Annotated in this window: 14 protein-coding genes and 1 pseudogene; 9 read left to right on the top strand and 6 right to left on the bottom strand. The window is 38.9% G+C overall.

Annotation, left to right across the window (positions count from 1 at the left end):
• The first annotated feature begins 9 nt into the window (after positions 1-9).
• Positions 10-222 (top strand): annotated as a pseudogene (locus JFY74_13435) (hypothetical protein).
• 98 nt (positions 223-320) lie between these two features.
• On the opposite strand, the gene JFY74_13430 reads toward JFY74_13435, so the two are convergent.
• The 3 genes from JFY74_13430 to JFY74_13420 all read right to left on the bottom strand — a co-directional run bounded on the left by JFY74_13430 (position 321) and on the right by JFY74_13420 (position 4,889).
• Complete coding sequence (locus JFY74_13430; GenBank protein QQG27123.1) at positions 321-1,805, bottom strand: hypothetical protein; 1,485 nt, start codon at positions 1,803-1,805, stop codon at positions 321-323.
• A 184-nt stretch (positions 1,806-1,989) separates the two neighbouring features.
• Positions 1,990-3,381, bottom strand: coding sequence for a MobA/MobL family protein (locus JFY74_13425; GenBank protein ID QQG27122.1), 1,392 nt, complete (start codon positions 3,379-3,381; stop codon positions 1,990-1,992).
• A 671-nt stretch (positions 3,382-4,052) separates the two neighbouring features.
• A complete protein-coding gene (locus JFY74_13420; protein ID QQG27121.1) occupies positions 4,053-4,889 on the bottom strand; it encodes a hypothetical protein in 837 nt (278 codons plus the stop codon).
• Between the two features lie 250 nt (positions 4,890-5,139).
• On the opposite strand from JFY74_13420, the gene JFY74_13415 reads away from it, so the two are divergent.
• Together JFY74_13415 and JFY74_13410 are read left to right on the top strand one after the other, a co-directional pair.
• Positions 5,140-5,397: a hypothetical protein gene (locus tag JFY74_13415; GenBank protein QQG27120.1), complete on the top strand. Its 258-nt coding sequence runs from the start codon at positions 5,140-5,142 to the stop codon at positions 5,395-5,397.
• Positions 5,394-5,678, top strand: coding sequence for a conjugal transfer protein TraD (locus JFY74_13410; protein QQG27119.1), 285 nt, complete (start codon positions 5,394-5,396; stop codon positions 5,676-5,678). Before JFY74_13415 ends, JFY74_13410 begins: the two co-directional genes overlap by 4 nt.
• A gap of 105 nt (positions 5,679-5,783) precedes the next feature.
• On the opposite strand, the gene JFY74_13405 is transcribed toward JFY74_13410, so the two are convergent.
• Positions 5,784-6,143 (bottom strand): hypothetical protein, encoded by a 360-nt coding sequence (locus JFY74_13405; GenBank protein ID QQG27118.1) that lies wholly within the window; start codon positions 6,141-6,143, stop codon positions 5,784-5,786.
• 79 nt (positions 6,144-6,222) lie between these two features.
• Positions 6,223-6,621: an H-NS histone family protein gene (locus JFY74_13400; GenBank protein ID QQG27117.1), complete on the bottom strand. Its 399-nt coding sequence runs from the start codon at positions 6,619-6,621 to the stop codon at positions 6,223-6,225.
• Between the two features lie 100 nt (positions 6,622-6,721).
• Between JFY74_13400 and JFY74_13395 the strand changes: the two genes are divergently transcribed.
• The 6 genes from JFY74_13395 (at position 6,722) to JFY74_13370 (ending at position 11,510) form a co-directional block, all read left to right on the top strand.
• Complete coding sequence (locus JFY74_13395) at positions 6,722-6,958, top strand: hypothetical protein (GenBank protein QQG27116.1); 237 nt, start codon at positions 6,722-6,724, stop codon at positions 6,956-6,958.
• A gap of 78 nt (positions 6,959-7,036) precedes the next feature.
• A complete protein-coding gene (locus tag JFY74_13390; GenBank protein QQG27115.1) occupies positions 7,037-7,585 on the top strand; it encodes a type IV pilin in 549 nt (182 codons plus the stop codon).
• Between the two features lie 117 nt (positions 7,586-7,702).
• Entirely contained in the window at positions 7,703-9,187 is a 1,485-nt protein-coding gene (gene pilV, locus JFY74_13385; protein ID QQG30541.1) for a shufflon system plasmid conjugative transfer pilus tip adhesin PilV, read from the top strand.
• Positions 9,188-9,376: 189 nt separating this feature from the next.
• Positions 9,377-11,092, top strand: a complete 1,716-nt coding sequence (locus JFY74_13380; GenBank protein QQG27114.1) for an S-type pyocin domain-containing protein — start codon at positions 9,377-9,379, stop codon at positions 11,090-11,092.
• Positions 11,089-11,283: a hypothetical protein gene (locus JFY74_13375; GenBank protein ID QQG27113.1), complete on the top strand. Its 195-nt coding sequence runs from the start codon at positions 11,089-11,091 to the stop codon at positions 11,281-11,283. The genes JFY74_13380 and JFY74_13375 overlap by 4 nt, the downstream gene beginning before the upstream one ends.
• 17 nt (positions 11,284-11,300) lie before the next feature.
• On the top strand, positions 11,301-11,510 hold the full coding sequence (locus JFY74_13370; protein QQG27112.1) for a DUF4926 domain-containing protein: 210 nt from the start codon (positions 11,301-11,303) through the stop codon (positions 11,508-11,510).
• A gap of 149 nt (positions 11,511-11,659) precedes the next feature.
• Here the strand turns inward: JFY74_13370 and JFY74_13365 are convergent, their stop codons facing one another.
• Positions 11,660-11,839, bottom strand: coding sequence for a hypothetical protein (locus tag JFY74_13365; GenBank protein ID QQG27111.1), 180 nt, complete (start codon positions 11,837-11,839; stop codon positions 11,660-11,662).
• Positions 11,840-12,089 lie beyond the last annotated feature (250 nt).

Genomic DNA, 12,089 nt, shown 5'->3' with positions numbered 1-12,089 from the left:
CCACTACAGTTGGCTTATCTCGGTTGTGGTGGCGATAAATCTTATGCTGGTCCTTCCACACCACAACCGGATTATTATCAACCAACCAAAGAGTATGAGACGCAATCGCAAATTGACTACGACCTTGCTGTAAAAGGGGGAAGTATTCTGTCTGATCCTAATCTGAGTATCGTTGAGCAACAGCGTTATCGTGATGCTCTAGAGAATAAAGATAAATCTTAAAATGCTAATATCGATTGGGTTAAATTTGTAAATTATTTTTTATAGCAAAGCAACATTCATATTGGATATTTTTAAAAATATGAATGTTGCACATCGAGTTATAATTTCTTAACGCATGATGCAATAAGGTGGTTTATAGGGGAAGCTTTTGAAAAATAATCAAGAATGTAATTTCTTTCTCCGGGTTTCAGGTTTCTTGACCCTATTGCTGATGACCATGACAACCAATCTGACTGGCCTGTTTTAAGGTAGTCATTTCTTATTTCTTTTAAACCAAATCCATTTTCTGGAATCTCTAATATTTTTGCTCGTGAAATCTTAAAATCACCGGATAGTTCAAATAACTTCAGTAAAACAGAACCATATTCACCTTCACCTAATAAATAATCTTCAACAATGGCACCAATCCAGAATAACTGATATTCTAAAAAATTACTGTTTGCGTTTAGATAATCGAGTAATACATTTACTAATTCTTTTTTATCTTTGATACCGGAGCAAACGGTATAGATATGTTTTATTAAGTTGGGGAATCTTGTCAATAGCATAGGTATCTGGCTAAGTAAGCTATCGTTGTGTGTTCTCAGAAAACCAAGTATTAAATCCGCATCTGCTTCTTCCAAGTTTTCATCTTTCAGAAGATCAATTAATGCGTTAACCTGAGTGATATCAAGATTCTTGATTACCTCAATATTCATTTCAACTAGTTCAACACCAGAGGCTGTGGGGATTTCTTCATATTCAGTCACAATCTCTTTTAGTGATGATTTTATCTGACTCAAGGTATCTTTAACATCACCAACTGAATTATCAAAGGAGGTCTTGGATGGATTAACATTAAGTGAAACCTGTCCAAGTAATTGTTGAATTTTAATGAAATCACTGTTTAATACATTTATATCATCATCAAATAGTGTAAAGTCATCCATAAATCTCACTATTTTTGCCGATTTAAGTTGTCCATGCAGATCAATGAATTTTAAGAATTCATTACCTATCATTTTTGTCGGGTAAATACCGTGTGGCATAAAGTCAATACTTCTACCTGCATTGATTTCTCTAAAAAATTGTCCCAGAGCAACTACATCGGTTGCTGTGACGGTATCTTTTGATTCAAACCAATGAACTAAGTCATGATGATATAAACTATTAAAATAAGATGCTATATCAAAATGAATGTTGTGTGCATATTCTTGAGAGCAAGAACGCAAATGTTGTTTATATTCATTATACGATATATGAACTGGTATGCGACTACCATCTTTAAATCTATAACCGAAACTTTTTCTTCTCTCACTTACTTCTGGTCTAAATATAACTCTGTTCCGATAAATTACATCATAGATAAAATATTCAGCGATGGGATCTAATTTTATAGTTCTACGAAGATGACCCTTCGGTTTTGTTGCAAAAACTTTATGTTGAGAGAGGAAATTATCTGCCGGGCACGATGGGTTTATTACTTTCTGATATATATAATCAGACATGTCAGCTGCATGATTTTTGAATAAAATTAAATTCGTTTTTAATGGGTAAAGTGTCGCGGAGAAATCTGTCTCAAAAAAATCTACGGTTGATGTCATTGGCTAAATCCTTATCAAGCGTTCCATGTTTTGCTGAATTGGTCAAAATAATTTCAAATGGATTTCTGATAAATTAATAAATTGTATCTTACATATACTATTTTTTTTAAAATATGAAAAATATTTATTTTGTGTATCATGCTAATAATTAATCATTTTAACTATATCTGCTAAGGCACTTAAGCTATTTCCAGCCGGGTGGAAAACTTGGTGGTACTAACTTAGGCGCTTTTGGGGGCTTATCAGTTGAAAGTGTAGGTATGTAGTCAAGATCGCTATCAAGCTGTGTTGACTTAATCGGGCGGCTTGGAAAACGTCTGATCTCATCAGGTGTTGGAGTATAAGTGCCACTGTTAAGTCTGGCTCGTCTCTCATGCTCAACGCGTAGAACATAGTTCCCCAACACCTCATCAAACACATAGTTTTCGGCAATACGTTTATCGTGCTCAACATCAGGATCAACGGGCTTCTTCTTGGCCCAGACGAATTTCTCTTTTATGTATTCAATTACCAGTAAGGTAAAACGTTTAAAAATCCCATCATGGCGAGGTTTGACCTGCTTCCTCTTACTTTTAACAGGAGCGCGTTTAATCGCTCTGTCAGTTGAAGAGTGAGAGGTTTTCAATTTAGTGCGTGTATGAAGCGCAGGAGCAACCAGAACAGGCTTTTGGCCTTCTGATGATGTCTGTGAACCTGTTGCAGGTAAGACAATTTCAATAGGCTCAGGCAGTTCGGATACGGTGAAACTTCTGAGGTCAACAACGATTTGCAGATCTAAATCTTTGAAGACACCATATGTGGCCTGAGCTTCTTGTTTCATCTCATCACGAACAGCCTGTTCAGCAGCACGATTCTCCTGAACGTGCTTACTGTTCCACTTGGCACGATGAACACGTTGCATAGCTAGACGGCTGGTTGCTGTTGCCTTGGCAAGCCATAGTGCTTTTTCTTCAACATCTAAGGTGATAGCGGCGTTTTCGAGTGCTTCATTATGTTGAGCCTCAATAGAGCGATGATCAATACGTTCTGATACGCCTGATGCCTCAAGATAGCGGTTGGCAAGAGCAGACCACGCTTCACGCCATAGGATTACGTTTTTCTTGTCGTTCCAGCTTCTTTCTTTTTTGCCGAAGCCATCAGCAGTGATCGGTTTTAATGTCAACATCACATGCGCATGAGGATTATTACCATCAAGATCGTGAAAAGCGATATCGGCAATCATCCCCTTATCAACGAAATTCTTCTGGCAGTATTCTACAACCAGTTTTATTTTATGTTCATTGTCCAGTTCACAGGGAATAGCCACATCAAAATAACGGGCTGTTTGACCGTCCTTCTGACGTTCAACCCTTTCAACTTTATTCCACAAGGAGCTTGAGTTTTCGACAATATCAGCAGGTGCGGAAACAGGCGCTAATATCAGATGATGGAATAAATCTGTTCGGTGGCTGAAATCGTAGGTATTGCCAGTGCGATCATCTGTTATTCTGCAACGCGCATGGTAAGCAGCCTTCCTGCAGGAAGACATACCCTCAGAACGTTTCACAATTTTAAACTCCAGATGAAATATCGCCATTAACTTATACAACCTCAATATAAAATAAAACCAAAATATAAAATGCAACGATAACTATGTTGCTGTTAGTTTTTCGCAAGAAAAACTTTGGGGTTGACGTTGACTTTGTTTCCGAAGGAAACGGTGTTAGCCTGCGGCAGGCAACCGTCGGTAGACCCCACATGCTGCGTAGCAGTGTATAAGTGGGCATTGTTTTTTCTAACAATGTAAAACCCTCTACTTAATTAATACGAAATATATTAATGCCTGTAAAATAAAACACCGAATTAAGCGGCGCATTCTAGATGAAAGGGCGAAGTATTCCGCGATATTACATCAGTGGGGTTTAGATGGTGTCCGAAGGACGAAAAGAGTGTTAATTTATCCCGCCGTAAGGCGGGAAAGCACTAAAACAAGAAAATAGTAGCTTTTATGTGTAGTTTTCCCTGTTGCACAATTCACAAGTTATGATGGAATATCAGAATGAAAATTTGACAAGTGAAATCAAAAACACTAACAACCAAAAATAAGTAACGCGGAGAGTATTAGATAAACAAGTTAGTAATTATTATTGGTTTGTGTTGATGAATTTAGTTTTGAGTGGGTTAGACGGTGTTATTATTTACTACAACAACGCCTTTTATTAGTGTGCATTGAAAAAAGAGTGTTAGGTTAATATTGTCAAATGGTTTTTATTTATTAATGTCTTCTATTTTATATATACGGCTAAGCGGTATTATCCCATATGTTTCTTTTGGTGATGAAGGTTGGTTATTTTTAAATGTTTTTTTGTAATGGAGCATATTGGGAGTCTGTAATACTATAAAAAGTTCTTCACTGTAATAATTTTTCTCATGCATTACTAATGCGGGAATTTCACCGCCGACATTAAACTCAGCAAGCCCTTTACCATATAATCTGGATAGAAATTGATTCGGAAAAATACAGAACAAACCAACTGTCATGACTACAGCGAGCTGATATATTAGCTTTGTTTTTAGTGTTGTTCTAAGTAGACTGGTTAAATAAATAACTATCCCAATCATCATGGCTACCACTTGCAATGATTGCTTTATCTGTTCATACCCCATGTTTTTTAGTGCATTAAAACTTGAAGTTATGAACAAAAACAACATGAATAAATTCACTACTGATATTATAAATGTTGACTCAAATCCAATTTTTTGCTCTCTCTTAATTTTTTTTGGCAATTTTATGATAAAGAGTACGCCAAAAAAAGACATTGAAATAAAGATTAAAGTGCTAATTTCAGTCATTACAAAGATACTATTTGCGCTATATAGTTCACCAATCATGTCAAAGTCAAATGAATTTTTATCTCTCATGTAATTTAGCAATAAAAGAAATGATAAAGCTGGAAATGTTATCAAATGAGATATGGATAGTGATATGAAAATTTTTATTCCATTATGTAAATTACGGCGGCCAGATGGTCTTTTCAACTTCATAAAACAAACCAAGAAATCAAGGGCTTTAATATATGCAATTCTAGCAGTTAAGATTTTCATTCTCTTACTCTATGATAAAAATTATTATTCTATAACATTATAAACATCTTTATCTGCATTGATGTTTGATAAATATCAATATTAAAGTTTATTGATATATTTTTGTATAATTTAAATTTTCCACCCTCCTTTTTTCTGTGATTGGTTTAAAATTAGATTATTTTCTTTTTATCAAATTAAACCCTCTGTTGTATTGATAATTATTAAAAATATGGTAAAGAATAACCTATAACAAATACAAGGAGGTGTAATGTATAAAAATAACGATGAAGCCATTGATTGGGAAGCCAAGAGACTTCTTGATGATGGTATCTATACCGATAAAGAACAAGCCTATTTAGAAGCAGAAAAGATAGTAATAAATATTAGGGAACAAGCAAAGCAACGCCAGATAAAGCAACAGTTTAAGATGAAAATAAAATCAATCAAGAAACAAATCAGTAATGGTTATGACTATGCTGACATCCCTTATGCCAACAAGAGAAAAAATTGGGGAGAACATAAATGACCAGAAAAGATATCAAACAACAAATGGCTTCAGCACAAGAACGTCTATATTTCTTAGAAGCTAAAAAGAAACAACAAACAAAAAAAGAAAATACTCGCCAGAAAATTATTTTCGGTGCAGAGGTTGCCAAAGTCTTAGGATGTGATATTGGTTATGTAGATAAAGAATTAGTCTTTGGTGTTCTGCTTAACATATCTAAACTATCTGAGCGTGATATTGAAAGGTATAGAGCACAAGGTCAAGTCTATATCGAAAATGTTATAAATAAGTCCAAATGTTAATTATGTTTTTCACGTCCGAACGGTGAACCGACCTAAAACTTGCTTTTAGGTCGGTGAGCTGTTGAGCAAGCCCCAGAGGGCGCGGTAGCTAATTTATCCCCACCACTATCTCAGGAAGAGATTCGCAGCATATTCACCATTAATAAAAACATCACATTCATGATCTGGTGCTGAAAATGCGTGGGTTTCTCTTTTGCATCGAGCCATGACTTTTTTGCCGTTGTAGGTAGCTGTATAGACATTAGTGTAACTATTACTAAAGACCCCAGCTAAACTTTTATCTTGATTCAAGAACGATTCATTTATAATTAGCGTTTCATTTATCCATAGTTTTAAAACACCGTTTGGCATGTTTGCGCTAATTAGAAGTTGTTCGCCATCCTGAGTTCGGTAAGGTTGTTTTGCGGAAAAATTGGTACAGCCTACCAGAAAAAATATTCCCAGAAGTAAGACTCTGCCTGTCATTTACTATCCTTAAGTTAAATTTTTATATTTAGTCTTAGAAAAATCCCCTTTAAATAAAATTCAAAGGGGGAGGGTTTTATCAGATCTCAAAATCTTCCAGCGTTTTACCATTTTCAAGCGCAGCAGCGATAGCTTTAGGTGTACGCCCCTGACCCGTCCATAACTTTTCGTTGCCATTTTCATCGATGTATTTATATTTGGCAGGACGAGGTTCACGTTTAGATTTTACAGACTTGGATGATGCACCGCCAAGTAGCTCTGATGGATCAATACCATCTTCTAACAGTTTTGCACGTAAGGCTTCGATTTTGGCCTGACGTTCAGCGTTTTGTTGCTGTGCGTTGGCTTCTTCTTCACGACGATCTTCAACAATAACAGTCAACTTTTCCAGCATTTCTTCCAATGTTGCCAAATCGGTTTCACGCGCCTGAGCACGTAGGGTGCGGATATTGTTTAATACTTTAAGTACTTCACTCATAGCTTATTATCCTGATGGTGATAAAAAATCATCGATAGGGTGTCTGAATTTGACATATGTCAGAAATAAATTGTATATCAATATGGATACGGAGGAAATAATGAAAAAGAGAAAATCAAAGAAAAATCCACTTGAGGATACAGTAGTGTTAAGTCGAATTGCTCAGGCAGCATCACAAAAAGTGATTAAAGAAGCGTTCGCCGCAGGAATGGCTATCCACTATATTTCAGAGGGGAAGTTGATCAAAGCATATCCTGATGGAACAAAAGAGTGTGTCAAAAATCTGGAGATGGAGCCTATTTCTTTCGCATCAGCCGTTCGTCAGTTAACCCGCTAATTACATACCGCTATCTATTGTTTTATTTTATGTAATTGTTTATCTGTTTTTCATCGTTTGGATGAAAAGGAGTTAAACATGGCGTTATTGAAAAACAGAAAATATAAAAAAGGGTTCTCTCTGCTGGAGCTGTTTTTAGTTTTAGGTGTTATTGCCGGATTGATTGTCAGTGCGTTTATTATTTACCCCAAGGTTCAGGCATCACAACGGGTAGAAATGGAGAGTAAGAACATCGCTGCAATTCAAGCCGGAGTGAAAGCGCTCTATGCCTCTGCGCCTAATTACAGTGGATTGAACAATACCGTTGCGCTTAATGCCAGTATTTTTCCTGACAGCATGTTAAGTGGTGAGGGAGATGAAAGAACGGTTGTGAATTCATTCAAAGGTGATGTTGAGCTGGTTGCTTCGGGGATCAATCAGAATGGCAATATTATTGCCGATGCTGCTTTTCCTATAACTTATTATGGTGTACCAAGTGCTGAATGTATCAGGTTGATTTATGCTGTTCGCAATAATTTTTACTCTGTGTTGATAAACAGGGTAGCTGTTCCTCAAGACGATTATGAATTTTCTTCAAGGCGATGCAGTTCAACAACAAGCAACAGGATCACATTCATTTCATTATAATTAACTGCTATTAATATTTTCTATGTTCCTCCTTTGGTCAATAAAGATAAATGATATCTTGACCGATTTTTTATTTTTGCTAATTAACATGTATGTAAATAAAAAAGGACGATGAAAATGAAAATAACAAATCAAAAAGGGTTTTCCCTATTGGAAGTCACATTGGTGTTAGGTATCGGCACAGCAATGGCTTTCATGAAGTTTCAGGACATGAAAAGCGATCAAGAGAAAATAGTGGCGAATACCGTTGGTGCTCAAATGAAACAGATGGGTGAGGCGGTTAATCGTTATATCAGTATCCGTTATGACAAACTTTCAACATTAACTTCAAGCAGCAGCCAGAGCAGCGATCCGGGACCAAGAACCTGTTCTGCTAATGGTTGTGAAATCACTTATCAAACATTAGTGAATGAAGGGCTGTTGCCTGTTAGCTATACCGGAATCAATGCGCAGAAATCATCTTATAAAATCATGTTAAAGCGCGATGGGGGTTCACCTAATTACGTTATTAACGGACTGGTTATCACCACATTGCCGTGGTCAGAAGGGAACAGTGTTCGCTATGACTTATTAGGCCGTGCTATGCAGGCGGCTGGCATTGATAGTGGTATGACGCAATCCGCTACGGTGGCATCGGGAACCGCTGGTCAATGGACTGAGAGCCAAAATAGCTACAGTGGGATTAATGCAGCGGGATTGCTGGCCTACCGTGTTGGATATGACAGTTCTATGTATTCGGTTTATCTACGTCGTGATGGAACATTACCAATGACGGGTGATCTGAATATGGGCGGTCATAGTATTAATAACGCAAAAGATATAACAGCTTCTGGAAATTTAAGTGTTGCTGGCGTGGTTTCTGCTGGACAAGGACTTATTTCTAATAACCATTTAACTGTAAAAAATGAAGGTTATTTTGGTGGTAGGATCGCTACTAATGGCTTAAATCCTCATGATTTACCTGATGGATGGGGAGGTGGTATAAGAACATGGGATATTTATGCCGTTGGAACTATAGCAACAGGTTCTGATAGAACCATTAAATCTTACTTAAATAGTAATGGAGATATCGGCGCTTCGAGGCATATTTCAGCAGGTGGAAACATAACTTCATCAGGAACGATATCTGGTCAATATTTTCAACCCACATCAACATCTGTAGTCGGATCATCGTGCGCTTCAGACGGATTGATAAGTAAAAATAGTGAGGGAGCAATCCTATACTGCCAGAATGGGGAATGGAGGGGCATCGGAGGAGGAAGTATCACCCGAACAGCCACTGACAGTTTACGTTTTCAGTCCACTGGGGATTTTAAGTATCTTAATGTGTTTGTGACGTCAAAATTTTATCCGGCAGATGGTACACACACCGGTTCAGCCACGTTTAATGTTCTGGTTGGGGGTAAGACGGTGGGGCAAATCACGACCTCAATTACGGTCTGGAAAGCGGGAAGCCGTGGACATTACTGGGGTTATGAAAATACGGGCGCGACATTGCGTATGTTTACTACCGCAGTAAAACAGGGCGATGTTGTTCAGGTGGTTATGGCAAGTTCTGGATTTCATAGCAGCAGTGATATCAGCGTTTCATTATCTCAGTAAGAGTAGGGGGAATAGGGATTTTTTGACAGGTTTATGACTTAATAAGAAATAATATCTGACCCTAAATAAAAATCTTATCCATCATCTCTGTATCGACACCTGATACGGGTTTCGGTATTGAATCATCCATAAAAAGCGCCCAACATTCAGCCCTCAGAAGGAATGTTTTACTGTCAAAGGAAAATGACAATGCCGGGTGCTGCCCGTCTTAATGATATCGGAAGTGGTCATGACTGCTTCCCTGAAACCCCGATAATCGAAGGCAGTCCTGACGTGATTATTAATGGTCAGCCTGCGGCTCGTAAAGGCGATACCGTTCTGCTTCACGGTTGTCCCTGTCCTAATGCACCACATGGTGTTCATCCGCGAAAAATTGCTGAAGGTTCATCGACCGTCATTATTAACGGTAAAAATGCTGCGCGTATTGGGGACAGCATCAATTGTGGTGGAGTCATCACGTCCGGCAGTGGCAACGTCATTATTGGTGATACACCCCATCGTTCTCCGGTTCAGGAATGCGCTAAACAGGCAGCATTAACCCGTGCGCCATTACTGGCACTAACACCAATGCTGGCAGTTGAACCTGTTTTTGCCAAATCCTGTCTACGTGGCGCGGGTTGTACCGATGCGGGAAAGGAAGACGAGCCACAGGGCAACATCGGGGACATGAGTTTTTATGTCGCTGAACCTGTTGAGCAGGCTAATCCCTCGCAAGAAAAATCAGTTGAGGTAAAGCAGTATGCGCAGGCAGCGAAAAAGAAAAATACGTCTTCTGCTGTTTCTCCTCCTCAGTCATTTGCCGGAAAAAACGAACCGTTACCCAAGACCCCGCCCGATGGGATTAACAAGCCTCAGATACCCCCGATGGAGCCGTGGTATAAAACAATATTCGACCTGTTAGTGGGTAAAGCGGATGCGGCAATGTTGCCGCCACCTCAACAACTGGTAATGGCAGGAACGGCAGCACAGGCGGGGGCGACCGCAGCAGCAGGGGGAGCGGTAGCGCAGGCTAATCAGGATGCCGCAAAGGCACTGACACATCAGGTGAAACGTCTTTCTGGTCCATCAATCTGGCAAGGACAGTTGCAGATGGCGCAGAGTTTCTTGCTGATGGGGGCATTGATTCAGCAGCACCTGAAAGGTGAAAAAGACGATTTGCTGACACAGGAAAAGCTACTGGAGGTAGCGAAGAAACAGGGAACGGTGCCCAGTCGGGTTCGTTATCAGTGGATTGAAGATGAGGAAACCGGCAGGCTGAAGGCGGTTGGCTACCACACCAGTATGGAAAGTGGTCGTGATCAGGTTCGCGTCAGATTACTGAAACATGATTTCCCCAATAACCGTTACGAGTTCTGGGAAGAGGGCGCAACCGGACCGACGATTTTATGGACACCGGACAATCCGGGCATGGAATTACCCACAGATACGGCACACGGTGAACAGCCTGTTATTCCGTCAGCAGTGCCGGGATTTGAAATTCCAGAGATGGGTGATGTTAGCATTCTTGCCACACCGATGCCGGACGAGAAGGATTTTCGGGATTACATTCTGGTGTTCCCTGAGAATGCGTTTCCACCGATTTATGTTTATTTGAGTAAAAAGATTGATACGCCTATTTGGACAAAAACGGAAGATTTAACCCCAGTATCTAATGCTTATACGCATTGGATAAAACATCGGAAGGAGTTTTCTGAAAAAAACTATAACAATTCTAAGGAATATGTTAACGATACACATGATTTTGTTAACAATCCTCCTGCGGGGGTTTTAATAAAAAAACGTGGCAATGGTGATACTTTATATTATCATCCAGAATCAAATACATTCGCTGTAATGAATAAACATGGTGTTCCGAAGACAATGTTTAAGCCAAAGAATAAAATGTTATATTGGGAGAAGCAATGAGCAACAAATTCTTGTGTCCATGTTGTGGGGAGAGAACAATTTACGCTTTGGGCGATTATGAAATTTGCCCTGTATGTAATTGGGAAGATGACCCAGTGCAGTCGCGAGAACCTGATTGTGCAGGAGGTGCAAATCAGATGAGTTTAAATGAAGCCAGAGAAGCTTTTAAAAATGGCCAAAAAATTAAATGATGTAATAGTAGGGATACATGGCGAGTTATTCTTTATTTGATGTTATTTATTTAAAAAATGATCTTCCAGAGAAAGGATTAAAAAAAGGAATGTTAGGGACTATTGTTCACATTTATGACGAACCATCCCCTGCATATGACATAGAGTTTTGTGATGATAATGGTGAGACACTGGCTTGGATCACATTAACACCAGACTGTTTCAGTAAGGTTGATTTTAAAAAATAGTCTGATTATTTACTTATTAAAATAAAAATCTCATAACGACGAACTGTAATCAAAAAAATTAAATAGCAGCACAACAATCTGTATGTGCTGCTCTACTTCCCACACAATTAAATTTGTGGCCTTAATACGTTATCCTCATGCCAGTTTCCTTAGCCTACGGGTATCACTTCTGGCGTATGAAAAGTACGGAATAACAGATCAAGTCGTTCCCAAAGAATGAAGGTCAAAATCTCTTTTGCCTTGGGTTCATCCAATTCAACAATCGCGTAAATTAATGCCCGACATTGATCGATAATTTCCTCCAGTTCCAGTGGTGTGTTATCGAACATGATAAACCTCCGTTGCTGGATGCTGGTATGTGGCAAAAAAAGCAGTAGCCAGATGCAGATTTTCAGGAAGGGAATAGGTAAACTGACAGACAGCCATAGCGTTATCCTTCTAACGTTGAGGTTAGCCCTTGTCTGGTATTGCAGTACCTTTCAGGGGCGAAACTGGTTCATAGGTAGCCTTGTATGCAGACGTGAACCTTTTCGGCTGCAATTTAAGGCTAGGAGTAGTGCTAGTCAATTGTTAAGCGTG

This window comes from Pectobacterium carotovorum, assembly GCA_016415585.1.
Classification (GTDB): domain Bacteria; phylum Pseudomonadota; class Gammaproteobacteria; order Enterobacterales; family Enterobacteriaceae; genus Pectobacterium; species Pectobacterium carotovorum_K.
Note: the sequence above shows the minus strand (reverse complement) of the source record. Positions and strands in the feature narration are given on the sequence as shown.